The sequence below is a fragment of the Streptomyces sp. NBC_01092 genome (genome assembly GCF_045039535.1).
Classification (GTDB): domain Bacteria; phylum Actinomycetota; class Actinomycetes; order Streptomycetales; family Streptomycetaceae; genus Streptomyces.
The window spans coordinates 910,828-933,454 of record NZ_CP108659.1 but is presented as its reverse complement, the minus strand read 5'-3'; the positions used below and the strand labels follow the sequence as shown (position 1 = coordinate 933,454).

At 71.1% G+C, this 22,627-nt stretch carries 22 protein-coding genes; 7 read left to right on the top strand and 15 right to left on the bottom strand.

Translation table 11 applies throughout. The features are described 5' to 3' along the window. Positions 1-2: 2 nt before the first annotated feature. The 4 genes from OG254_RS03980 to OG254_RS03965 are packed head-to-tail and all read right to left on the bottom strand — an operon-like array spanning position 3 to position 3,247. Positions 3-422 carry an ATP synthase subunit C gene (locus OG254_RS03980; RefSeq protein WP_405577266.1) on the bottom strand — a complete coding sequence of 140 codons (420 nt, stop codon included), beginning with the start codon at positions 420-422 and terminating at the stop codon, positions 3-5. 2 nt (positions 423-424) lie between these two features. Next, the gene (locus OG254_RS03975) at positions 425-1,921 is read right to left on the bottom strand and encodes a V-type ATPase 116kDa subunit family protein (protein WP_405577264.1); all 1,497 of its coding nucleotides are present in this window, start codon (positions 1,919-1,921) and stop codon (positions 425-427) included. After that, positions 1,908-2,867: a V-type ATPase subunit gene (locus tag OG254_RS03970; RefSeq protein WP_405577262.1), complete on the bottom strand. Its 960-nt coding sequence runs from the start codon at positions 2,865-2,867 to the stop codon at positions 1,908-1,910. Before OG254_RS03970 ends, OG254_RS03975 begins: the two co-directional genes overlap by 14 nt. After that, positions 2,867-3,247 (bottom strand): hypothetical protein, encoded by a 381-nt coding sequence (locus OG254_RS03965; protein WP_405577260.1) that lies wholly within the window; start codon positions 3,245-3,247, stop codon positions 2,867-2,869. The genes OG254_RS03970 and OG254_RS03965 overlap by 1 nt, the downstream gene beginning before the upstream one ends. Positions 3,248-3,541: 294 nt before the next feature. Here OG254_RS03965 and OG254_RS03960 point away from each other — a divergent pair, with 294 nt between their 5' ends. Further along, on the top strand, positions 3,542-4,393 hold the full coding sequence (locus OG254_RS03960) for a CBS domain-containing protein (RefSeq protein ID WP_405577258.1): 852 nt from the start codon (positions 3,542-3,544) through the stop codon (positions 4,391-4,393). A 25-nt stretch (positions 4,394-4,418) separates the two neighbouring features. On the opposite strand, the gene OG254_RS03955 is transcribed toward OG254_RS03960, so the two are convergent. The 10 genes from OG254_RS03955 to OG254_RS03910 form a co-directional block, all read right to left on the bottom strand. Then, positions 4,419-4,664, bottom strand: coding sequence for an acyl carrier protein (locus tag OG254_RS03955; protein ID WP_405577256.1), 246 nt, complete (start codon positions 4,662-4,664; stop codon positions 4,419-4,421). A gap of 2 nt (positions 4,665-4,666) precedes the next feature. After that, positions 4,667-6,088 carry a 2-oxo acid dehydrogenase subunit E2 gene (locus tag OG254_RS03950; RefSeq protein ID WP_405577254.1) on the bottom strand — a complete coding sequence of 474 codons (1,422 nt, stop codon included), beginning with the start codon at positions 6,086-6,088 and terminating at the stop codon, positions 4,667-4,669. A 2-nt stretch (positions 6,089-6,090) separates the two neighbouring features. Continuing rightward, on the bottom strand, positions 6,091-7,086 hold the full coding sequence (locus OG254_RS03945) for an alpha-ketoacid dehydrogenase subunit beta (protein ID WP_405577252.1): 996 nt from the start codon (positions 7,084-7,086) through the stop codon (positions 6,091-6,093). Positions 7,087-7,088: 2 nt separating this feature from the next. Beyond that, positions 7,089-8,180 carry a pyruvate dehydrogenase (acetyl-transferring) E1 component subunit alpha gene (gene pdhA, locus OG254_RS03940; RefSeq protein ID WP_405577250.1) on the bottom strand — a complete coding sequence of 364 codons (1,092 nt, stop codon included), beginning with the start codon at positions 8,178-8,180 and terminating at the stop codon, positions 7,089-7,091. Then, on the bottom strand, positions 8,177-9,967 hold the full coding sequence (acsA, locus tag OG254_RS03935; RefSeq protein ID WP_405577248.1) for an acetate--CoA ligase: 1,791 nt from the start codon (positions 9,965-9,967) through the stop codon (positions 8,177-8,179). The genes pdhA and acsA overlap by 4 nt, the downstream gene beginning before the upstream one ends. 303 nt (positions 9,968-10,270) lie before the next feature. Next, complete coding sequence (locus OG254_RS03930; RefSeq protein WP_405594837.1) at positions 10,271-11,299, bottom strand: alcohol dehydrogenase catalytic domain-containing protein; 1,029 nt, start codon at positions 11,297-11,299, stop codon at positions 10,271-10,273. A gap of 136 nt (positions 11,300-11,435) precedes the next feature. Beyond that, positions 11,436-13,022 (bottom strand): FAD-dependent monooxygenase, encoded by a 1,587-nt coding sequence (locus OG254_RS03925; protein ID WP_405577246.1) that lies wholly within the window; start codon positions 13,020-13,022, stop codon positions 11,436-11,438. Continuing rightward, positions 13,019-13,597, bottom strand: a complete 579-nt coding sequence (locus tag OG254_RS03920; RefSeq protein WP_405577244.1) for a hypothetical protein — start codon at positions 13,595-13,597, stop codon at positions 13,019-13,021. The genes OG254_RS03925 and OG254_RS03920 overlap by 4 nt, the downstream gene beginning before the upstream one ends. Before the next feature lie 141 nt (positions 13,598-13,738). After that, positions 13,739-15,325 (bottom strand): AAA family ATPase, encoded by a 1,587-nt coding sequence (locus OG254_RS03915; RefSeq protein WP_405577242.1) that lies wholly within the window; start codon positions 15,323-15,325, stop codon positions 13,739-13,741. Then, a complete protein-coding gene (locus OG254_RS03910) occupies positions 15,318-16,187 on the bottom strand; it encodes a universal stress protein (protein ID WP_405577240.1) in 870 nt (289 codons plus the stop codon). The genes OG254_RS03915 and OG254_RS03910 overlap by 8 nt, the downstream gene beginning before the upstream one ends. Positions 16,188-16,385: 198 nt before the next feature. On the opposite strand from OG254_RS03910, the gene OG254_RS03905 reads away from it, so the two are divergent. From OG254_RS03905 to OG254_RS03890, 4 genes are all read left to right on the top strand, one after another. After that, entirely contained in the window at positions 16,386-17,207 is an 822-nt protein-coding gene (locus OG254_RS03905) for a universal stress protein (RefSeq protein WP_405577238.1), read from the top strand. A gap of 156 nt (positions 17,208-17,363) precedes the next feature. Further along, complete coding sequence (locus OG254_RS03900; RefSeq protein ID WP_405577236.1) at positions 17,364-17,969, top strand: hypothetical protein; 606 nt, start codon at positions 17,364-17,366, stop codon at positions 17,967-17,969. Positions 17,970-18,008: 39 nt separating this feature from the next. After that, positions 18,009-19,400, top strand: coding sequence for a nicotinate phosphoribosyltransferase (locus tag OG254_RS03895; RefSeq protein WP_405577234.1), 1,392 nt, complete (start codon positions 18,009-18,011; stop codon positions 19,398-19,400). 11 nt (positions 19,401-19,411) lie between these two features. Next, entirely contained in the window at positions 19,412-19,699 is a 288-nt protein-coding gene (locus OG254_RS03890) for a DUF1876 domain-containing protein (protein WP_405577232.1), read from the top strand. A 99-nt stretch (positions 19,700-19,798) separates the two neighbouring features. Here OG254_RS03890 and OG254_RS03885 read toward each other — a convergent pair whose 3' ends face one another. Then, complete coding sequence (locus OG254_RS03885) at positions 19,799-20,473, bottom strand: CBS domain-containing protein (protein ID WP_405577230.1); 675 nt, start codon at positions 20,471-20,473, stop codon at positions 19,799-19,801. 138 nt (positions 20,474-20,611) lie between these two features. On the opposite strand from OG254_RS03885, the gene OG254_RS03880 reads away from it, so the two are divergent. Together OG254_RS03880 and OG254_RS03875 are read left to right on the top strand one after the other, a co-directional pair. Then, positions 20,612-21,493, top strand: a complete 882-nt coding sequence (locus OG254_RS03880; RefSeq protein ID WP_405577228.1) for a pyridoxamine 5'-phosphate oxidase family protein — start codon at positions 20,612-20,614, stop codon at positions 21,491-21,493. Positions 21,494-21,595: 102 nt separating this feature from the next. Next, complete coding sequence (locus tag OG254_RS03875) at positions 21,596-22,603, top strand: Acg family FMN-binding oxidoreductase (protein ID WP_405577226.1); 1,008 nt, start codon at positions 21,596-21,598, stop codon at positions 22,601-22,603. The last annotated feature ends 24 nt before the right edge of the window (positions 22,604-22,627 follow it).

The following is a 22,627-nucleotide window of genomic DNA, read 5'->3' as shown; positions in this document are numbered from 1 at the left end:
GGTCACGCCTTCCCGATCAGGATCACGGCGACGACCAGACCGTAGATGGCGATGCCTTCGGCCAGGCCGACGATCACCATGGCCCGGCCGAAGAGTTCCGGCCGTTCGCTGAGCGCCGCGAGGGCGGCCGCGCCGGTGTAGGCCACGGCGATGCCTGCGCCGATCGTCGCCCCGGCCACCGCGATTGCCGCGCCGATCAGGGCGGCGGATCCGGAGCCGGAGTCCTGTGCCTGGGTGGTCGCCGCCTGCGCGGATCCTCCGCCGAGCGCCAGGGTCAGCACCAAGGTGGCGACCACCAGGAGCACGGCGTCGGAAGCGACCATCCACCACAGGGCCGTTCTGCGGTCCGAACGCCGCAACACGAGGCGTACCGCCACGAATCCCGCCGCGATGACGGGCAGCGCCAAGAACCAGGTGATCACGATCACTCCTCCCCTGCTGGGGCGTACGAGATGGCTGCTTCCCCGGCCGGCGGCGGCCCGGCGTCGGCGACCGGGCCCGTGAGGTGCTCCACAGGCAGATGCCAGGGCCGGAAAGGGCGGCCCTCGCCTTCGAAGAGCCGGGAGAACAGTTCGTAGAACTCCAGGCGCAGCGCCTGAACACCCGCCACCAGCGCCTCCAGCGCGAAGGCCAGGGCATTGCCGAGCAGGAAGACGAGCACCGCAGCGACGACGCCCACCGGCCCCCGCCCCGCCAGCGCTGTCGTGCCGTCCCAGACGATCGCGCCCAGCGCCGCATGCGTCAGGCCGAAGGCCGCGAGCCGCGCGAAGGACACGACGTTGGAGCCGATCCTCACCACCGCGTCGAACAGCTGGATACCGGTCTGCACGGCACCGGCCGGACCACCCGCCGTGGTCGCGAACAGCCCCACCCCGGCCAGTGCCAGCCCGACGGCCGCGATCACAGCCCCCACGACCCCGTACACCGCCTGGCCGAGCCATACGTACCCGGCGACGACCGCGAGACCGAGATAGAGCGTCGCCCCGGCGATCCCGGTCGTCGCATACAGGGCCGCCGCCGGTCCGCGCTCCCGCCACCGGTTCACGATTCCCGCGGCGTAGGCGAGGGCGAGCAGCACGGCTCCGAGCCCGACAGCCGCGGCCAGCAACCGCATGGGCTCCTCCAGCGGTTCCAGCCACAGCACCGGCAGCCCCCCGGTCGGGCCGAAGAACTCGCCGTACGCCACCCCGGCCAGGGTGGCGGCCAGCCCGGCGCCGGCGACGAAGGGCCACAGCGGGCGCAGTGCCGCGGCTCGGCGCGGTCGGCCTGCGCGCAGCAGGAGCGCGATGGCGACCAGCAGCAGCCCGTGTCCGGCATCGCCGAACATCAGGCCGAACATCACGACGTACACGATCCCGGCCGCCATGGTGGGATCGAGATCGGCGTAGGGCACCGTTCCGTATGTGCTGACCAGAGGCGTGAAGGAGCGGCGTACGGTCCTCGCCGCGTATGCCGGGGGAGCGGCGTCGGCTCCTGTCAGCAAGGTCGGCGGATCGACGCCACGGGGGGCCCGCAGTGGCACCAGCGCGCCCCCGGCACCGGCGATACGGGCCGCCATGGGGCCCACCTCGGTCTCGGGGCACCAGCCGGCCAGTGCCGCGACCGTTCCGTGCCGGATCGCGCTGCCGAGGCGCTCCTCCAACTGCGCCTCGCCCGCCAGCAGGTCCGTCCGGCCCGCGCGCTCCAGGGCATCCAGGTCGGGTGGGGCCTCGCTGAGAACAGGTTGCGCCGACTCGGTTCGCAGACCCTGGAGCCGCGTCGCCGCGGACGGGCGGACATCCGGCCCGGCGTCCCCGACCAGGTCGATGTCCACGCAGCCCGCCTCGGCGATCCGCACCAGGCTCTCCCGCAGCGCCTTCTCGGGGACCACGACTGCCACCCTGCGCATACGGACCGGGACCGCTGCCTCAGCCCGGAGCATCGAGCACCTCCGTCGGCCAGTCCCCGGGGCCGCCGCCCCGGGCGGCCAGTTCCAGCGCGCCGCGGGTCCGCCACGCGTCGGCGGACAGCAGTGCCACGGCCCCCACCACCGGCTGCGGACCGAAACCGGACCGGCGCAGCAGTTCATGGCCGTCCCGCTCGACCGCGTCCCACCACCGTGCCTCCGCCCGCCACAAGCCCGCCGCCTCGTCGACGTCGTCCAGCACCCACCTCGCGGTGACCGGCAGCGACTGCCGGAAGTCGGCGTACGACCCCGCGCCCAACGCTCGGGCGCCGAGCAGGCGGGCCACCCGACGGACCGAGACCTCCGGCATCCTGCGGCCGACGACGAACACCTCGCGGCCGAACAGCAGGGCGAGCCGCGCCGCCGCCCAGCGCGCCGCGTCGGGAACGGCGGCGGCCAGCCGTACGGCGGCGGAGACCCGCATGGCGGTGGCGACCGCGGCCGGGGAGTCGCCCCCGGGGTCGCCCCAGGTGGAGGCCGCCAGAGCGGTGCGCAGCTCCGGCGGCGTACGGGTGCGGGCGAGCCGCGTCCAGGCCGTCGCCAGTCCGCCCAGACGGTAGGGCGGGGTAGGGAGCCGTTCCGCGTCCGGCTGTCGCGGGTCGGCCCCAAGAGCTCTCAGATGGTGCTCGGTGTTGGAGATCTCGAATCCGGCGGCGAGTGCCCGGATGACGTCCGCGCCGGTGGCCGGTTGCCAGCCCGCGAGGACCCGGAGATGCCACAGCAGTGTCGCCGAGACCGCCCGCTGGGCCTCGTCCGGCGTGGTGCCCGGGGAGACATCGTGCCGGTACGGCGTGGCCGCCAAGTAGCGCAGGGCGTCATCGAGGGTGCGGGACGCGGCTACTTCCGTGACGCCCTCGGCGCCCAGACACCTGGTCCGCAGAGCCCGTGCCCGGGTCACGCCCGCCACCCATCCGGCGCCCATCAGGGACCTCCCTCCGTCGGCCTCTCCGGGCCTGGAGTCGGTTGATCCGCCGGTGCGAGTGGGGGCCCCTCCTCTGCGGAGAGGTCCTCCACCACCAGCGCGAGCACACGATCGGTGAGCGCGGGTGTCCGGTTCCTGGCACGGTCGCGGACGGCGGCTGCCTCGCGTTCTGCCTCGGCGAGCAGCGCCGCCGCGTCGGCCTCGGCCGTACGCTCCACCTGCTCGGCGGCGCGTGCCCGCACCCGGCCGGCCTCCTCCCGCGCCTCGGCGACGATCTCCTCCGCTTGCTGTTCGGCTTCCCGTCGGCGCGCCGCGGCGGAGGCCTCGGCCCGCTCGTGGACGGACCGGGCTTCCGCCTCCACTTGTTCGAGCAGGGCCAAGGGCGGTGCGAGCTCCGCACGGAGTTCGGCCGAGCGGTCCGCGGGGACACCACTTGGTGCGGCACGGCCGGGCGATGCCGCCGGCCGGAACCTCGTAAGAAAGTCCCGGAAACCCGTCACGAGCTCTCCTCCAGGTGGCCGCAGGCCCCGCTTCCCAGTCTCCTTGGTAGGCGATGGCATGTCGCGCCGCGCTGGGCCAGTCGTCCCTGATCGGGGCCGTTCGGCCCGGAGGCTGCACCAGTGGATCGATGCGAGACTGACCGCATAGGGGGACGGCGTCCACGGGAGGCAGCCGTGAGCGACTTCGAGCAGAACTCCGCGCAGAAGGAAGCCCGCCGCTCCACGCCGGGCCGCCCCTGGACGCCTCAGGAGGAGCCTCGCCAGGACGCGTTGGGCCGCTACCTTGCGGCAGTCGCCGCTGCCGCGTCGGCGAGGAGTGCCGAGGAGCCGGAGCGTGCTCCCGGTACCCGGCCGCGCACCCCTGACGTACCCGAGCCGCCCGCCGGAGGACCGCCCGTACTCCGGGTGCGGGACGTCATGCAGGTGCCGGCTGCCTGCGTCCCCGGCGACATGCCGTTTCGGGACGTGGCCCACACTCTCGCCCGCGAGCAGGTGAGCGCCGTACCGGTGGTCGATGCCGACGACCACGTGATCGGTGTCGTGTCGGAGTCGGATCTGCTGGCCAAGGCCGCCGTCACGGCGGAACCGCGTCGGCACGGACCTGTCGGCAGGCTGTGGCAGCACCACCTGTACGAGAAGGGCCACGGGGACACGGCGGCCACTTTGATGACCTTCCCGCCGGTCACCGTCCACCCGGCGGAGCCAGTGGCGGATGCCGCGTGGACCGCCGCCCACGCACGGTTGAAGCGGCTGCCCGTGACCGACTATCGCGGCAGGCTTGTCGGCGTGGTGAGCCGGCGCGACCTCCTGTGGGCGCTGATCCGTGACGATGCCGAGATCCGGGCCGAGGTCGAGTCGTTGGCCGGTCAGCACCTGCTGGATCCGCGCGCTGTCGAGGTGAGCGTGGAGAACGGCGTGGTGACGATGAGGGGGAGACTGGACAAGGCTCCTGTCCCCGAACTGCTCGCGTCGGTACGGGACATCGACGACGTGGTCGGTGTCGTCGACGACACCGAGGCGGTCTGAGCTGTGACCGTCCACGGGGTGCACCTCACGGCGTGTGGGCGACTAGAAAGTCGGTGCTGCCCGACAGCGTGGTGAGCCGGGGTGCGTCCTCGTCCTCGATGCGAACGCCGGACCTTTCGCTCAGGACCTCGACAAAGCTCAGGAAGTCCAGCGAGTCCATCTCCAGCGCGTCGCGGAAGGCGTCGTCGGGACCCAGAGCGGCGACGTCATCGCCGGGGACGACGGCGGAGAGCGACTCCCTGACCATGGCCAGTGCATCGGTTCGGTTCATGTTCACAGCTGCTCCGGGGTCTGCAGGAGGCGGGTGACCGCCGTGAGGTAGCGGGCACCGACGGCGCCGTCCGTCGCTCGGTGGTCGGCAGAGAGGGTCGCCGTGACCACGGGCCGCACGCCCAGCAGGCCGTCGACGGCGCATGCCCGGTCGACCACCCGCCCGAAGCCGACCAGGGCCACTTGGGGCGGGTAGATCACGCCGAAGACGGTCTCCACGCACTGATCGCCGAGGTTGGTGACCGTGATCGTGGCGTCGGACACCTCGGAGCCGCGCAGCCTGCCCGTGCGGGCCCGGGTGACCAGGTCTTTGAGGGCGGTCATCAGCTGCGGGAGCGCCAAGGTGTCGGCGTGGTGCAGCGCCGGGGCGACGAGCCCTCCGCCGCGCAGGGACACGGCCACGCCGAGGTGGACGCCCTCGCCTGCGGTGAAGTGGTCATCGGTCCAGAAGCCGTTGAGTTCGGGTACTTCCCGGGCCGCCAGGGCGGCCGCCTTGAGCAGCAGGGCCGCGGGGAGCAGCCGTTCACCGACGGGGCTGCGCCGGTTGTGGTCGTGCAGCCAGTCCATGGCGGGGGCCATGTCCACGGTCGTGGAGAGGTAGTAGTGGGGGATGTCCCGGTTGGCGCGGGTCATGAGGGCGGCGATCGCCTGACGCATGGCCGCCGTCCGCGCTTCGGACGGACGTGCGGAACGTTCCGGGGTGAGGCCTACATGAGTGGGCGGGACCGGGGCCGCCGGGCCGGGGGCTGCCCGGCGCACGTCCGCGGCACGGACGGCCGACTCCTTGCCCGTGCCCGTCACCGTGGTCAGGTCGACGCCCAGTTCGGCCGCGAGTCGCCGGGCGAGGGGGGTGGCGCGCACGCGCGGTGGCAGCGGAGTGGCCCGGACGGCCGCAGCTTCCTCGACATCGGTTCGGGTCACGCGTCCTCCGGGGCCGGAGCCGTGCAGCGTCTCCAGATCGACACCGCTGTGCTCCGCGAGATGCCGGACCAAGGGGCCGGCCTCGATGTGGCCGGGCTGCTGGGCGGCGGACGGCACCGCCACCGGGATCGCCGGGACCGGGACCGGAGTAGGTTCGGGCGGCGGGGACGGGGGCTCGTGCTCGGGGGGCTTGCCCTTCTTCGGTGCGTGCGGGACCGGTCGTCGCTCCTTCGCCTTGCGGGGTTTCTCCGGTTTCCTTGGCTTTTCCGTCGGCGGCTCTATCAGCGCGAGCGGCGTCCCCACCGGAACCGTAGTGCCGGGCTCGACGAGCACCTCCGTCACGGTCCCGGTTTCGAAGCACTCCACCTCGATGGTCGACTTGGCGGTTTCGACGACTGCGACGGGATCGCCCTTGTGCACGAGGTCACCGGGTCCCACCAGCCATTCCAGGAGCATGCCCTCGTCCATGTCGGCACCGAGGGACGGCATGGTGAACTCACCCATGGTCAGTCCACCGCCCGGTGGACCGCCGCGACGATGTCGCCGGTCTGTGGCAGGGCTGCCTCCTCCAGTCGCCGTGCGTACGGCATGGGCACCTCCGCGCTGCACACCCGCTCGACGGGTGCGTCCAGTTCGTAGAACGACCCTTCCGCGATGCGGGCGGACACCTCGGCGGCGAGGCTCCCCGTCCGCCAAGCCTCGTCGATGACCACCGCGCGGTGGGTCCGGACCACGGAAGCCGTGATGGCCGCGTCGTCGAGGGGGCGCAGCGTACGCAGGTCGATGACCTCGGCACTGATGCCCTCGGCGGCCAGCTCGTCCGCCGCCGCAAGCGCCTTGGGCAGCGAACCGCTGTACGTGATCAGGGAGATGTCGGTGCCGGGCCTGCGGATCGCGGCGTGGTCCAGGTCCACCGGCGCGGTGGGCGGGAGGAGTTCCCCGGAGACGTTGTAGAGACTTCCGTGCTCGAAGATCAGTACGGGGTCGGGGTCGGCGAGCGCAGGGGCCAGCATGTGGCGCGCGTCCTCGAGGGTGGCGGGGCTAAGGACGCGGATGCCGGGGATGTGCGCGTACCAGCCTTCCAGGCTGTGCGAGTGCTGGGCGCCGAGTTGCCGTCCGGCGCCCGTGGTCATACGGATGACCAGCGGTACGGGCAACTGGCCGCCCGACATGTGCAGCAGGGTGGCGGCGTTGTTGAGGATCTGGTCGAGGGCGAGCAGGCTGAAGTTGACCGTCATGATCTCGACGACGGGCCGCAGTCCGGCCAGGGCCGCGCCGATGCCGGCGCCCACGAACGCGGACTCCGACAGCGGGGTGTCGCGAACGCGCTCGGGGCCGAACTCCTCCAGCAGGCCGAGGCTGACGCCGAAGCAGCCGCCGTACCGGCCCACGTCCTCGCCCATGAGAAAGACACGGTCGTCCGAGCGCAGTGCCTCGCGCAGGGCATCGCGCATTGCCTCGCGGTAGCTCGTCTTCGCCTCTACCGTCCCATCGGCACCCATGGTCAACTCACCGCCTCCGACGAGGAACTGGTGACGTGCCGGAGAAGGTGCTCGACAGGCTCCTCGGGTGCCTGTTCGGCGGCTTCGACTGCGTGGTCGATGTCGTCGGTGATCCGCTGCTCGATCCGGGCGAGTTCCTTGTCATCCAGCTCACCGTCCTCGCGCATGCGGTCCATGAGCAGGCTGATCGGGTCACGGGATTTCCACTGCTCGATCTCTCCCTTCTCGCGGTACCGGTCCGGGTCGTACATCGAGTGGGCGCGGAAGCGGTAGGTGCGCAGCTCCAGGAAGTGCGGTCCGGTGCCGGCCCGGATGCCCTCGACGGCCCGTCGGACGGCCTGCTCGACGGCCTCGACGTCCATGCCGTCCACGGCCCAGGCGACCATGCCGTAGGAGGCGGCGCGCATGGCCAGGTCGGTTTGTGCCTCGTGCCGTTCGAGGGCCGTCCCCATGGCGTAGAGGTTGTTCTCGCAGACGAGCAGCAGGGGCAGCTTCCACAGGGCCGCCAGGTTGGCGGTCTCGTGGAATTCGCCTTCGGCGAAGGCTCCGTCGCCGAAGAAACAGCAGGTGACGTGGGACTGTTCGCGCATTCTGTCGGCGAGTGCGAGGCCGGCGGCCAGGGGGAGTCCGCCGGCGACGATGGCGTTGCCGCCGTAGAAGCGTCGGCTCGCGTCGAACAGGTGCATGGATCCGCCCCGGCCTCCGCTGCACCCCGTCGTCCTGCCGTACATCTCGGCCATGACGGCCTCGGCCGTGATCCCGCGGGCCAGGGCGTGGCCGTGTTCCCGGTACGTGGAGACGACCGCGTCGTCGGGGGTCAGTACCTCGTTCACGCCGACGGCGACGGCCTCCTCGCCGATGTACAGGTGGACGAAGCCTCGGATCTTCGCGGCGCTGTACAGCTCGACGCACCGCTCCTCGAAGCGTCGGATACGCAGCATCGCCGTCAGCAGGTCCGTCCGGTGCCCGGCACCCGGCGGGCCGACCGGCCCGGTGCTCGCTTTGTGCTTACTCGTCTTGGCCGTCGCGGCCTTCTTGCCGGACTTCTCAGGCGCCGGGTCCTTCCGCGTACGGGTGGGGCGGGCCACGCTCATGTGGATCCCTCCAAGGTCGACAAGTCGCCGGTGGGCAGGCCGAGTTCACGCGCACGCAGCAAACGGCGCATCACCTTCCCGCTACGGGTCTTCGGCAGGTTCTGGTCGAACGCGATCTCCCGGGGCGCGACGGCGGGGCCCAGCTTGCGGCGGCCGAAGGCCAGCAGCTCCCGCTCCAGCTCCGGGGTCGGCTCGACACCGGGGCGCAGCGACACGAACGCCTTGACGACGTTCCCGGCGACCCGATCCGGCCGCCCGATCACCCCGGCCTCAGCCACTGCCGAGTGCTCCATCAGCGCGCTCTCCACCTCGAACGGGCCGATCAGATGCCCCGCCGACTTGATGACGTCGTCGGCCCGTCCCACGAACCAGTACCAGCCGTCCGCGTCCCGGCGGACCAGGTCTCCGGTCAGATACCAGCCGTCCGCGAACGCGGCGTCGTAGCGCTCCTTGTCGTGCAGATAGCCGCGGAACATCGACGGCCAGCCCGGCTGCAGCGCCAACTCGCCCTCGACGTCAGGGCTTTCCACCTCCGTGACCCGGCCATCGGTGACCCGTGCCCGCCCGTCCTCGCCCTGCTCCAGCACGGTCGCCTCGACGCCGGGCAGCGGCCGCCCCATCGAGCCGGGCCGGATCTCGCAGGCCACGAAGTTCGCGATCATGATGCAACCGGTCTCCGTCTGCCACCAGTTGTCGTGCACCGGCAGTCCCAGGACGTCCCGGCCCCACACGACGGCCTCCGGGTTGAGGGGTTCACCGACGGAGGCGATGAAGCGCAGCGCCGACAGGTCGTAGGAGCGCGGCAGGTCGTACGGGCCCTGGCGGGGCGTGGCGCGCATGAGCATCCGCAGGGCCGTGGGCGCGGTGTACCAGACGGTGACCCGCTGCTCGCCGAGGATCCGGTACCAGCGCCGGGCGTCGTAGTCGCCCTCGTCGACGACCACCGTCACACCGTGGACCAGGGGCGCGATGATTCCGTACGACATGCCGGTGACCCAGCCGGGGTCGGCGGTGCACCAGTACACGTCCTCGGGGTGCAGGTCGAGCGCGTATGCGGCTGTGGCGTAGTGCGCGACCACGGCCTCGTGGACATGGACCGCGCCTTTGGGAGTGCCGGTGGTCCCGCTGGTGAAGTGCAGCAGGGCCATGTCGTCGGGCGACGTCGGCGGGATGGCGAAGGTGTCCGGGGCACCGGACATCAGGTCGTCGAAGGATGCGGTGCCCGGCAGGTCCTCAGCGCCGGGTCCGACGATCAGGACGTGCTTCAGACCGGGGAGCGATGCCCGGCGTTCGGCGACCTTGCGCCGGTAGAGGGCCGCGGTGGTGACCAGGACCTGCGCATCGCCGAGACGCAGCCGCTGCTCCACCGGGTCGGGTCCGAAAGCGGAGAAGAGCGGGCAGAGGACGCTGGTGTTCTTCAGCGTGCCCAGCACCGCGGTGTACAACTCGGGGCAGCGGCCGAGCAGGGTGAACACCCCATCCCCGTGGCCGACACCGAGTGACCGCAGGACGTTCGCGAAGCGGGCGGTACGGCGGGCCAGTTCCGGGTAGGTGACCGTCGAGACGGAGTCGTCCCGGGCGACACACCGCAGCGCGACCTTGTCCGCGTGGTCCGAGGCCGCGTGCCGGTCGACGGCCTCGTGGGCCATGTTCAGCCCGCCGTCGGGCAGCCCCGTCAGGGCCGTGCGGGCCTGCACCCAGGTGAATTCGGAGCGAGCCCGGTCGTAGTCGGCGAGACGGGGCGGAACGACCTGTGCGGTGTCTTTGCGGATCGTTTCCCAGGCCATGGGCGTTCCTCCCGGCACTGCCCCCGATCTCCAGAGTCGTCGAGCCCGGCCCCAGCTGCACTTCGGCCACAGGAGACGACCCGACGGGACGGCGCGCGGCGCACAGCCGACGTGTATGGGGCCGAGGGCCGCCCGCTTCTTGTGGGCCCGAATTGCACGGTGCGCGGTATCGCTCCGTTTCGCCGTGCCTCCTTGTGGCCCTCGGCTCACTTCCATGGCACCGCCGTCGGCCGGCGAGTGGTAGGGCCGAACGGGCCGGGACAAGGGACTGGACGGCCTTGTTCGGACTCTGCCGACCGGCCTTCACTCAGGATGCAGTACGACTTTGAGGGCGCCCGAGGTGGTGCTCTGCGCGGCCAATTCGTAGGCGTCCTCCATCCGATCGAAGCCGAAGGTGTGGGTGACCAGCCGGGAGATGGGCAGGTGCCCGAATCGCACCAGCTCCAGCAGCCACGGCGTGGAGGACGTGTCCACCTGGCCGGTGCTGATCGTCACGTTCTTGCGCCACAAGGACTCGAGATGCAGAGTGACCGGTTTGCCGTGGGTGCCGATGTTGGCGATGTGTCCTCCGGCGCGGACGGCGCGGGTGCACAGGACGAAGCCGTCCGGTTCCCCCGACGCCTCGATGACCACGTCGGCGCCCGGTCCATCGGACAGGTCGGCGATCATGGTTCCCGGAGGTTCGGCGGCATCGGCACCCATCCGGGCCGCGGCTTCCAGCCGGGCGGCGGACAGGTCCGTCACGATGATCCGGCGGGGCGAGTAGAGCCGTGCGAGGATCACCACGGCGAGACCGACGGGCCCTGCGCCCACCACGACGACGGTGTCTCCCGGGCCCACGTGTCCGTTCCGCACTCCGACCTCATAGGCGGTGGGAAGGAGCTCGGAGAGCAGGACCGCGTCATGGAGCGGGAGCGCGGAGGGCCGTCGGCGGGTGGAGTAGTCGGCGAAGGGCACCCGCACGAGCTCGGCCTGGGTCCCGCTGATCTGGTTGCCGAGGATCCACCCGCCGCCCCCGCTGCACTGACCGAGCTTGGTGTCACGACACGCCGGACAGTGGCCGCAGGACGATACCGACGACACGATCACCTGACTCCCGGGGCTCAGGTCGTGGACGTCTCGGCCCACCTCCACGACCTCGCCGACTGCCTCGTGACCGAGGACCGTCCCCGGCTTCACCTCGTGCAGGTCTCCGCGCAGGATGTGCAGATCGGTGCCGCAGATGGTGGTGGCGACGACCCGCACGACCGCATCGGTCGGTTCCTCGATCGCCGGATCCGTGACCGTGTCCCAGGAGATCTGTCCGGGGCCGTGGTAGACGAGGGCTCGCATGGGCACCCACTCTCTGGCTCCTCGGCCGACTCTCTCCACCGTCGCTCCGGAAGGACGCCTGGGCAACCTGGGCCATCTGGGCGTTGGACTCCGCAGGATCGTTGACTCCATGGCCTGGTGTTCATGAGCCCGGTGTTCAGGGCTGGACGGGTGGAGATGCGGCTGCGCCGATCAATGCCAGCCAGCTGCTCACCCCGGTTGCGTCGGCGGTCCCGCATCGGAAGCCGACGTGCCCGTCCGGACGGACGGCCACGAGACCGCGGCCGGGGCTGTTCGTGAGGCGGAAGACAGTGACGTGGGGACCGGCCGCCGTGTCCGGCAGCGGGTCGGCGTCGCGCTGCAGCAGGAGGTGCACACCCGGGCGGGCCAGCAGTTCGTGCAGCCGTTGGGGAGGCCCTCCGATGCTGACGGTCGCGTCCGGGAGGCGGTCTCCGGGGCGAGGAGCACCACGCAGGCGCGGTGTTCCCTCCACCGACAGAGGGCTGCGCCGGTAGTTGACCCGCAGCTGGGAGACGAGACGGATGCCCTCGGCGACAAGCCGTCGCCGGTCCAGGAGGGCGGGTATGGCCGGGGCTGCGCGCGGAGCGGCAACCGCCCTCAGCCATGAGGGGATCCGGCCGGTCGATGCCTCTGCCCAGAACGCCGTGTGAGTGAGGATCACCCGTCGGTGCGCAGCCGGCCTGCGCTCCTTGTCGTAGGAGTCGAGCAGCACTTCGGTACCGAGGCCGTCCGCGGACTCATCCCAGGAGTGGCCTGCCGCGAATCCAAGCTTCCAGCCGAGGTTCGCCGCGTCCTGGATGCCGGCGTTCATGCCCTGGCCGGTGGCCGGTGAGTAGTTGTGGGCCGCGTCTCCCGCGAGGAAGAGCCGCCCACGGCGGAACCGCTGAGCGAGGCTGCACTGCAGCGGCACCCGTGCGGACCACGCGAGACGCTCGATGCGTGCCTGCAGCCCCGCCTCGTTCAGGAGGCGCTGGAGCTCGGCTCTCGGGACGGCGGGTCCGGGTTGGCCGAAGTTCCGCCCGGCCCCGCCGGCAGACGCCCGCGTGGCCAGCAGCCGCCAGGTGGCCTGCTCTCCGAGCGGGAAGAGGAACAACAGTCCTTGGCGTCCCGCGAACACCTGGGCACCGGAAGGGCTGGAGACGCCGCTGAGGTCGAGGTCGGCGAGGACCACCTCTTCGGTATAGGGCCTGCCGTGCCAACCGATGTCGGCACAGGCCCGCACGGTACTGGCCGGGCCGTCGCAGCCGACGACGAAGGGGCAGCGGATCTCCTCGATGCCGCGCCGCGAGCGCAGCACGGCCCGCGCGCTGTGCCCGTCGTCGTGGGCAGTGATCAGTTCGGTGCCTCGTTCCACCGTCACCCCGCGGTCGGCGAGCGCCTGCGTCAGCACCCTTTCGACGTCCATCTGCCGCACGAGTGACAGATGGGGGAACGCCGTGTCGGGCAGCGCGAGGTCCGCGAGCGTCGTTTCGACGACGCGGGAGCCGAGATGAAGGTCGGCTGTCGGGGCGGTGTCCGCCGACTCCAGCACGGCGTCCGTGACACCGAGCGGGCGCAGGACTTCCAGGGTGCGGGGGTGCAGAATGAGCGCGCGGGAGGGCCGGAACGGCTCGGGCCGCCGCTCGACCACCCGGATGCATGCTCCTTGGTCATGGGCCTGGAGCGCCAGCGTGAGGCCGGTCGTACCGGCCCCGACGACGAGGACGTCCACCGCTGTCGTCACGTCCCGGCCTGTATGCGCCACCATGCTTCGGCGTCGTGCGAAGCAGGGCCCTCGATCAGCCCTGGGTCTGCGATCACGTCGTCTCGGTGCAGTCCGGGCAGAACGGCGTAGCGGATCGAACCCGACACGCTGACCAGGGCCAGAACCCGCCACAGCGACCGCGCGTAGTGTTCGGCTCGCTCCGGGCCGTCCCACTCGTACACGCCGCGGTATCGACCGTGCTCGTCGTGGGCCAGCCACAGCTTCGAGGTGAAACCGGGGAAGCCGACGAACAGCGGGGTGTTCAGCAGGCTCTCCCTGCGGAACAGCGCGTGCGCGGGCCCGCGGACCAGGCGCAGCCGGAAGGTGACCACCAGCGTGCAGGGGTCCTCCGCCAAGCCGCTGCCGAGGCGTGTTTCCCGGTAAACCCGGGCGGAGGTGTCGTCGGCGAAGCGGAGTCGCATCCCCAGCCGTTCCTTCGACAGGTGGACCTGGTGCCGCGCGAGCAGCGCGAAGCTGGCGAGAATGCATGCGGCCACGGCCCGCCATGCCTCGCCAGGGGCGAGCGGTGTCTGTTCACCCGTGGTGGCGCCCATGGTGGCCTCCTCCCGAAGGGCCGAAACGGGCGTACGACGCCCAGTTCTGCCGCCCCGGCCAGACCGGCCGGATTCCCCCTTCTACAACCCACCGTGCGGGAATGCGCCACGTCCCGCGAACCGTGGCGGCTTCCCGCTCATCTAGTCCGGCTCCATGTAGGGGCGGCGGAAAACCGGGGCCTGGCCGGTGCCCCACGGGCGTACGGCTGCCAGTGCCTGCGCGACCGCGGACTCCAACGGGCCACTGGTGTCGACCGCGACGGCCTCGGGCCACGGCTGTTCCCTGGCGGCCATGGTGGTGGCAATGTCGAGGTCGGCGTCGGACGCTCCGGGGGCACGGGCGCTCAGGCGGGCCGCTGACACCTCGCCCGGTACGTGGCAGTGCAGGGCCACCAGGTCGGCACTGGTGCGTTCGGCCACGTGCAGAGCCGCCTCCCGCTGTGCCGTGTCGGACCAGGTGGCGTCCAGGACGACGGATTCGCCGGAGGACAGCAGGGTGGAGGCGTGGTCGAGGAGGGTGGCGTAGGTCCTGGACGTCCACTCGGGGGTGTACAGGCCCTCGCCGTAGCCGGCCGCTGCGGACTGCTCGGCGGGGATGCCCGCCGTTTCCTTGCGGAGGCGGTCGCTGCTGAGCAGTGTGACCCCCAGCCGGTCGGCCAGAGCTCCGGAGAGGGTGGACTTCCCACTGCCCGGCAGCCCGCCGACGAGCGTCAGGCCGACGGCGGAGGTGCGCAGGTGACGCAGCGCCGTCGAGACCAGCCGCCGCGCCGCTGCCTCAGCGCCGGGCGCGCCTTGGCGGGCCTGGATCAGGGAGACCTTGGCGCGGACGAAGGCACGGTAGGCGACGTAGTGGTGCCACAGGGAGGGGGGCGCGGGGTCGCCGGAGTACTCGCTGTACTGGGCGAGAAAGTACGCCGCGGCCTCCGGGGCCCCGAGCTGCTCCAGGTCCATGGCCAGGAAGGCTGCGTCGTCGAGGCCGTCGACGTAGCGGAGGTGGTCGTCGAACTCCAGGCAGTCCAGGACACGGGGACCGTTGTCGAGACAGAAGATGTCCTCGGCGAGCAGGTCACCGTGGCCGTCGACCACCCGCCCCTGCTCGATACGGGAGTCGAACAACCGCTCGCGGCCGGCGAGATAGCAGCGCACCAGCCGCTCGACCTCCGCCACCCCCTCGGGCACGAAGCCGTCGTCGGCCAATGTCCGGACCTGCGCGAAGCTGGCCTCCCAGCGCGATGACAGCGCGTCCCGCGTGCCTTGCTCGTCCACGTCGCGGCCGCGGGGCGCCTCGGCGTGCCATGCGGCGAGGTGCCGGGCGACGGCCCGCAGGACGTCGTCGACGGAGGCCCCGTCACGCACCAGGCGGGAGAGGCGGCGGTCCGCCGGCATGCGACGCATCACCACGAGTGGTTCGGCCTCATCCGCGTCGGGGCTGCGGATCTCGCCCAGGCCCAGGTAGACGTCGGGGGCGAAGCGGCGGTTGAGAGCGACTTCGCGTTCGCACGCGGCCCGGCGAGCCGCCACCGTCGTGTAGTCCAGGAACCCCAGGTCCAACGGCTTCTTGAGCTTGTAGGCGCGGTCGCCGGCGAAGAACACGATCGCCGTGTGGGTCTCGCGTACCTCCGCGCGTGGCAGCGGCTCGCCGTCGTGATCGGCACTGGACCGGAGCACGGACGCGTCGGCCTGCCACACCGACCCCACCGATGTCCTGCCGAGGCCAGGATCAGCCATGGGGAACGACGGCGACGGGGCAGCGCCCGTGGTGAATGGCGGCCTGGGCCACGGGACCCAGGTGGGCTGCCATGCCGCGACGGTGTTCACGTCGCCCGACGACCAGCAGCGCTGCACCTTCGGCGGCCTGTACGACGGCCTTGGCAGGGCTTGCGAGACGAATGCTTTCGACCACGTCCACCTGTGGGTACTTTTCGCTCCAGGGGCGAAGCGCCGCGCTCAACTGCGCCTCCGCGTCCCGCGTCATCTCTTCGGTGACGTCGTGGTCCACCCCCCAGGGCACACGAGCGTGGAGCGGCACGCTTCGGCCGTGGACGGCCAGGAGAGGAACGTCCCTGGCCGCAGCACTGTGGAAGGCGAAGTCGAGCAGGTCCTCGGAGGACCCGTGCAGTTTCAGGGCCACGACCACGCGGCTCACGGGTGCTGGGGCCGGCCCCTCTTCCTCGGCTCCGGCGCGGACCAACACCACCGGCCGTTCGGCCCGCCCCACGACGGCCATGCTGATGTCACCCAGGAAGTAACTCTCGACGAGCTCCAGCCCCCGCGAACCGAGCACGATCATCTCCGACTCCGACGCCGCCTGGAGCAGGGCGTTCTGCGCGTCGTCGGCGACCAGGCTCTCGACGACCGTCAGGCCGGGGTGGCGTGCTTGGAGCTCAGCTCGCGCGGTGTGGACGAGACGCTTCGCCCAGTAGTTCTGATCGACTTCCGAGGGGACGTCGGTCGGTTCCGGCGCCAGCAGTGGCCAGGCGTGCAGCAGACGCAGGGTGAGCCCCCGCTTCGCGGCCTCGTCGGCGGCCCAGCGGGCAGCGGCAAGACTCTCGGGTGAGCCGTCGAGGCCCACGGTGAGGACGGGTTGCATGGCAGCTGCCTCCGTCTCGTAGGAAGCTGGAAATGACGGTTGATGAGTCTCATTGCCGGACTGCGCAGGTGTTGCCGACATGCCGAGCGTGGTGCGTTTCCTCATTCGAGGAGTACCCCATTCCCCTCTGCGGCGCATGTGGACCTATGGGTGAGGGGACCGGCGGCGTGGGGTCTGGCACGAGAGGAGACAGGGGCGGTGACGATTCCCCTGGTGGTCGGCGTCGACGGCTCCGAGGCGAGCCTGGAGGCGGTGGACTGGGCCGCCGACGAGGCGGTCCGGCACGCGGTGCCACTGCACCTTCTGCATGCGGCGGCGCGGGATCACGAGGTGTCCGACGTGATCGGCCATGCCTTGCAACGTGCCACGGAGAGGGTTCCCGCGGTGCGGCTGTCGAGTGAGGTGGTGCACGAGGACGCGGCCTCCGCGCTGATCGACAAGGGGCGCAACGCCTTCGCTCTGGTCGTTGGGTCCAGGGGGCTCGGAGACCTCGCCGGGATGCTCCTGGGCTCAGTCAGTCTGGCCGTGGCGGCACGAGCGGACTGCCCGGTGGTCGTGGTGCGTGGTGCGGCGGAGCACCGGGGTGCCCAGTTCGGGAGTGTCGTCGTCGGTGTCGAGGAGGGGGAGGGCAGCGGCACGGCCGTGCAGTTCGCGGTCCGTGAGGCCCGTGCCCGGCAATGTCAGCTGGTCGCTGTGCACGCTTGGAGCGCACAGTACGGTGCTCTCACCTCACCTCAAGCCCCCTCGTGGTACGCCCTGGAGGCCCATCGCCGCCCGCCGGCACAGGTGCTCGACGACGCCCTGCGCGACCCGGCGGAGCGTTACCGCGGCACCTCGGTGAGCCGGCGGGTGGTCGAGGGACCGGCACGCCGGGCACTGTTGGAGGCCGCGTCGGAGGCGGACCTGCTGATCGTCGGCGCCCGTAGACGACAGGGGCACCTGGGCCTGCAACTAGGCCTGACCAATCACGCGGTACTGCATCACGCGCCGTGTCCCATCGCGATCGTTCCCCAGATGTGACCGCGTGCAACGGGAGACGGACCAATTCGACGGTCGGCGCCCGCTGGGCCGGAAGTCGGCCCCACAGGGACCTTCGGCCCTGTGACCGGAGGCCGCTGCCGTCGGATGGTGGGACGAAGCGGGGGAACGGACCAGCAAGTTGCTGGAGGCCGACTCATGAGCGCAGAAGATTCGCCGTACGCGTCCGGCCCGCACCCGTCGCGCCAGGAGCACACGTCAAAGGAGGCGAACCCTCTGCGACGTACATCCGACAGATTCGAGTCCTGGTTCCGCGGCTTCCTGATACTGGCGCTCGTCGTCGGCCTGCCGGTGGCCGCGCTCAGCACGGGGCTGATGGCGTACGACTCGTCGATGCGCACCGTGCAAGCCCAGTCGGCAGAACGGCAGCAGGTCACCGCCCGGCTGACGTCGGACGGCAAGGGCGTCACCGCAAGCGGGAAGCAACAGGTGCGGGTCCGCTGGACTGACGACAACGGCACGGTACGGACGGCGACCACCCTCGTGAAGTCGGGAACGCCCAAGGGCGCCACCGTGCGGGTGTGGGTGGACAGGGACGGAACCATCACCGGTCCGCCGAACAGCGAGCTCAACGCCAGGACCACTGCCTGGTTCGTGGGTGGTTTGGCGGCGCTCGGCGTGGCCGGCGGGTTCTTCGCGGCGGGGGCAGGCATGCACCACCTGCTGGACCGGAGAAGGTACGCGCAGTGGGAGGCGGAGTGGGATCTGGTGGAGCCCCTGTGGTCCGCGCGCTTCCGCCGGTGACGGGCCGGAGACCGGACGTGAGCCGAGGAGGCGAAGCTGATGTCCGATGCGACGACGACCGATCTGTACGAAGTGACGATGGCCATGTCCTATCTGCGGGAGGGGATGACCGGCCCGGCGACGTTCAGCCTCTTCGTCCGCGACCTTCCTCCTGAGCGCGGCTTCCTGGTCGCCGCGGGACTTGAGTCGGCCCTGGACTACTTGTCCGGCTTCCGCGTCGGCCCTGAGGACGTCGACGCCTTCGCTTCCGCGCTGCACCGGCCGCGGCGGGATCTGGAGCCCCTGCTGGGGCTGGAGTTCACCGGCCGCGTGCGGGCGGTGCCGGAGGGGCGGATCGTGCTCGCGGGAGAGCCCCTGCTGGAGGTCACCGCGCCGCTTCCGCAGGCGCAGTTGGCCGAGACGTATGTCCTCAACCAGCTCAGCCATCAGACGGCGATCGCCTCGAAGGCCGCGCGATGCGTGCTCGCGGCGGCGGGGCGTCCGGTCGTGGACTTCTCCCTGCGGCGCACCCACGGGACGCAGTCCGGGTTCCAGGCCGCCCGTCTCGGGGCAATGGTCGGCTTCGCCGGGACCAGCAACGTGGCCGCGGCAACGGCTGTCGGCATACCTGCCGTGGGCACGATGGCGCACTCCTTCGTGGAGGCGTTCGCCTCGGAGGAAGAGGCGTTCCGTGCTTTCGCACGGTCCCATCCCGGCCCGTTGACCTTCCTGGTGGACACCTACGACACCGTGGACGGCGTCCGTGTCGCGGCGCGCGTCCTGAAAGACCTCGACCGCGGGCCCGGCTCCGCCGTACGGCTGGACAGTGGCGACCTCGGAGCCCTGGCGGTCCGGGCCCGCTCCGTCCTCGACGACGCGGGCCTGCCGGACGTACGGATCATCGCGAGCGGCGGTCTCGACGAGTGCGCCGTGGACGACCTGGTCCGCTCCGGAGCCCCGATCGACACGTACGCCGTCGGCACCCGCGTCGGGGTCTCGGCCGACGCACCCTATCTGGACTCCGCGTACAAGCTGGTGGAGTACGACGGACGCCCGGTGATGAAGCTTTCGTCGGCGAAAGTGACGGCACCGGGCCGCAAGCAGGTGTTCCGCCGTGCCGGCTGCGCCGACGTGATCGGTCTCGCCGACGAGCAACCACCCGACGACGGCAGTCCGTTGCTGGAGACGGTGATGCGGAACGGGCAGCGCACCGGCGCCAGGTCCGCGCTCGACGAGTGCCGGGAGAGATTCGCCGCGGACCTCGGCGAGCTGCCCTCGGCGGCCCGTCGGATCCGAGCGCCGGTCGCGCCTCGCGCGACGGCCTCCGAGCACCTGAACGCACTCACCGTCCGAGTCCGCAGGCGTATCGAGGAGCAGATGCAGGCCGTCTCCACACGGAGCAAGGTCTCGGAACGAACCGCATCCGGATCACATCGGTCCGAACCGAGGTGAGGAGGAAAGCGATGCCGCATACGGTGGAATGGAAGGTCCGCCTCCATCTTTTCGAGGACGACGAGGGAATGACGAAGGCACGGGTGGTAGTGAACACCGGCACCACGGCCCTCACCGGCCACGGAGCTGCGCACTGTCATCCTGCGGACATGAACGTGCCGGAGATCGGCGACGAACTGGCGGCAGGCAGGGCCATGCACGACCTCGCCCAGCAGCTGGTGAATGCCGCCGAGCGCGACATCGAAGGCGTGGGCGCACCCCGACCGAGCACTCGTCAGGTCGCCGGATGGCCCTTGTGACCGACGGCGGCGCGGCCGACGCGCACGACCTCCGGTATCCGGTGCCGGACCAGGAGGCCGGGCGATTTTCAGCAGGCCTCTGCTGTGTCGTGCGGGGGCTCAGCTGCCGGTGGGGGATCGCCGGGTGTCGTCCGTCCGGAAGGTGATGTGCTCGGCGACCGAGACCACGCCGTCGACGCTCCGGCACAGCCGCTCGATGACGGGGATCAGGCTCCTGACCTCGACGGAGCCACCGAGGTCGACCCGCCCGTCGCGCACCTCGACGGTCACTTCCGAGGGCGCAAGCTCCATGGTGTGCCACAGCACGTCCGTGGTGATCTCGTCGCGGATGGCGTCGTCCCGGCGCAGGAAGATCCGCAGCAGGTCACCGCGGCTGACGATGCCCAGGAGGCGGTCCGCCTCGTCCACCACGGGCAGCCGCTTGACGTGCTGGGCCTCCATCATCCGGGCGGCCTCGACCACGCTCCACTCCGGGCGCGCGCACACCGCGGGAGCTGACATCAGTTCCTCGGCGTGGGAACCCTCGGCCTTGGCGCGTTCCCATGCCTCCAGGTGAGGAACCGGGACGCGACCGGACGGGTCGGCCTGGTCGGCGCTCTTGCGCAGCAGGTCGGCTTCGGACACCACACCGATGGGGTGGTCCAGATCGTCCACCACGGGTACGGCGGTGACGTCGTTCTCCGTCAGCAGCCTGACGATCTCCTTGAACGGCATGTCACGCCGCGCCCGGACGACGTCTCGAGTCATGAGCTCCGCGACCGTTCGGTGGTGCATGTCGGCTCTCCTTCCGGGACGTGACAGCCAGTCGCACGGCCCATCCTGCGTGCGGAAAGGGGGTCTGTCGGCCCATGCGGCGGTGTGTCGTACGTGGCAGGTTGGATACAGCACCATTCTGAGGAGAGGGCGGCGATCATGCGAGCTCATCTCGGCGACCATCTCGTCATCGAAAGCCCGGCAACCGGCGTCACCAGGCGCGACGGCGAGATCGTCGGACTACACCATGGGGATGGAACACCCCCCTACGATGTGCGCTGGTCGGACACGGACGAAGTGACGCTCGTGTTCCCCGGACCCGACGCACACATCCGTCAAGTCGAACACGGTGATGCGGGGGCCGCGCCGGAGGCCGCCCCGCCGACCAGGACACCCAACCCCGGAGACATCGGCCGGCGTGTGGCCGTCGAACGCCACAGGCAGAGGCTCAGCCGAGGGGAAATGGCCCGTCGCGCCCGGATGTCGCCGGACTATCTCGCGTACCTGGAGGAACAACCCGCCGACCCGACCGTGGCGACTCTCATCAGGCTGGCCGACGCCCTGGGCACCACCGTCGCCGACCTGCGCGGGGGTGGCATCGATCTGCCCCCCGGTCAAGGCTATGCGCTGCTGCACCCTCAGCTGCGGGACCTCAGCCCGGAGGAATGCCGCACCCTGCTGTCCACGCATGGCGTGGGGCGCATTGCGGTGTCGGCGGCCGACGGACGCCCGGCGGTCGTGCCGGTCAACTACGAGGTCGTCGATGACGCGATCCTCTTCCGGACCGCGCCGGGCTCGGCGCCCGCGGCAGCCGCGGGGAAGGAGGTCGCCTTCGAGGTCGACCATGTGAACGACGCCCTGAGCCAGGGCTGGAGCGTGCTCGCCGTCGGCCCCGCGCGCGTCGTCACGGAGCCCGACGCGGTGCGCAGGCTCACTCAGGACGCCCACACCACGCCGTGGCCGGGCGGTGCACGCGAGATGTGGGTGTCGATCCGGCCCACGAGCCTCACAGGCCGGCGCATCACTCCTGCCGACCAGTGAGGGGCCCCGGGACGCGGCCCGCCCTACGTGCACCCGTCACCGAGCGAAGAGTGATCGACTGATCCCGTCCCGGGTGCCGCCGACTCGCGAGAGGAGGATCCGGTGAGCGAACAAGCACTGACCGACGAACGCGTGACGGCCCTGGTCCACGACGCTGCCGCCGCCCCGTCGATGCATAACGCACAGCCCTGGTACTTCCGCTACGTCCGGCACAGCCGCACGTTCGAGTTGCGCGCCGACTTCGAGCGCGCCATGCCGCACTCCGACCCCCGAACCCGCGGCCTGCACCTCGGCTGCGGCGCCGCCCTGCTGAACCTGAGGGTCGCCGCGGCCCACGAGGGCTGGTATCCGCAGACCCGGCTGCTGCACGAGCCGGCCGACCCGGCGCTCCTCGCGAGTGTGCGGCTGAGCGGGCCCGGAAGCGGGGAGACCGGAAGCGGGGTGAGCGGTCTGGGCGCGCTGTATCCGGCGATTCACGAGCGGCACAGCAGCCGCTTCCCCTTCGAGGAGACGGAGATCCCCGATGCCGTACGAAGGGCGCTCAGCGAGGCCGCTCGCCTTGAGGGAGCCGTACTGACGTTTCCCACCTCATGGCATCTGCAGGAGGTGCTGGACATGGTCCGGGAAGCCGAGGCGCGCAACCTCAGCGACCGTGGCACCGACCAGGATCTGGCCGAATGGACCCGTATTGACGCCCCGTCAGTCAACATGACCGACGACGGAGTCCCGGACTACGCCTTCGGGCCGCGCATGCGTGGGGGCAAGGCTCCCATGCGCGACTTCGCGGGCCCGCGACAGGTGGCGGGACGGGGCGCGGCGGACTTCGAGCGGAACCCTCAACTGGCCCTGGTCAGCACGATCCACGACCGCCCGGAGGACTGGTTGCGCGCCGGCCAGGCCATGGAACGCGTCCTGTTGCTGGCCACCCTGGAGGGTGTGTCCAGCTCCTTCGCCACCCAGCCCGTCGAATGGACGGACCTGCGCTGGCCGCTGCGCGACCCGGTGTCCGGGACGGGCTACACGCAGATGCTGCTGCGCCTGGGATACGGCCCCAAAGGCCCTCGCACACCGCGCCGCCCGGTGTCGGAGGTACTCGACATCCGGCCTTGACGCGCCAGGGACCGCAACAGGTCG

Coding starts and splice junctions, on each gene's coding strand:
- OG254_RS03975 (WP_405577264.1), bottom strand. CDS start 1,921: ATGCTCCGGGCTGAGGCAGCGGTCCCGGTCCGTATGCGCAGGGTGGCA.
- OG254_RS03970 (WP_405577262.1), bottom strand. CDS start 2,867: ATGGGCGCCGGATGGGTGGCGGGCGTGACCCGGGCACGGGCTCTGCGG.
- OG254_RS03955 (WP_405577256.1), bottom strand. CDS start 4,664: ATGAACCGAACCGATGCACTGGCCATGGTCAGGGAGTCGCTCTCCGCC.
- OG254_RS03950 (WP_405577254.1), bottom strand. CDS start 6,088: ATGGGTGAGTTCACCATGCCGTCCCTCGGTGCCGACATGGACGAGGGC.
- OG254_RS03945 (WP_405577252.1), bottom strand. CDS start 7,086: ATGGGTGCCGATGGGACGGTAGAGGCGAAGACGAGCTACCGCGAGGCA.
- pdhA (WP_405577250.1), bottom strand. CDS start 8,180: ATGAGCGTGGCCCGCCCCACCCGTACGCGGAAGGACCCGGCGCCTGAG.
- acsA (WP_405577248.1), bottom strand. CDS start 9,967: ATGGCCTGGGAAACGATCCGCAAAGACACCGCACAGGTCGTTCCGCCC.
- OG254_RS03930 (WP_405594837.1), bottom strand. CDS start 11,299: ATGCGAGCCCTCGTCTACCACGGCCCCGGACAGATCTCCTGGGACACG.
- OG254_RS03920 (WP_405577244.1), bottom strand. CDS start 13,597: ATGGGCGCCACCACGGGTGAACAGACACCGCTCGCCCCTGGCGAGGCA.
- OG254_RS03915 (WP_405577242.1), bottom strand. CDS start 15,325: ATGGCTGATCCTGGCCTCGGCAGGACATCGGTGGGGTCGGTGTGGCAG.
- OG254_RS03910 (WP_405577240.1), bottom strand. CDS start 16,187: ATGCAACCCGTCCTCACCGTGGGCCTCGACGGCTCACCCGAGAGTCTT.
- OG254_RS03900 (WP_405577236.1), top strand. CDS start 17,364: ATGAGCGCAGAAGATTCGCCGTACGCGTCCGGCCCGCACCCGTCGCGC.
- OG254_RS03895 (WP_405577234.1), top strand. CDS start 18,009: ATGTCCGATGCGACGACGACCGATCTGTACGAAGTGACGATGGCCATG.
- OG254_RS03890 (WP_405577232.1), top strand. CDS start 19,412: ATGCCGCATACGGTGGAATGGAAGGTCCGCCTCCATCTTTTCGAGGAC.
- OG254_RS03885 (WP_405577230.1), bottom strand. CDS start 20,473: ATGCACCACCGAACGGTCGCGGAGCTCATGACTCGAGACGTCGTCCGG.
- OG254_RS03880 (WP_405577228.1), top strand. CDS start 20,612: ATGCGAGCTCATCTCGGCGACCATCTCGTCATCGAAAGCCCGGCAACC.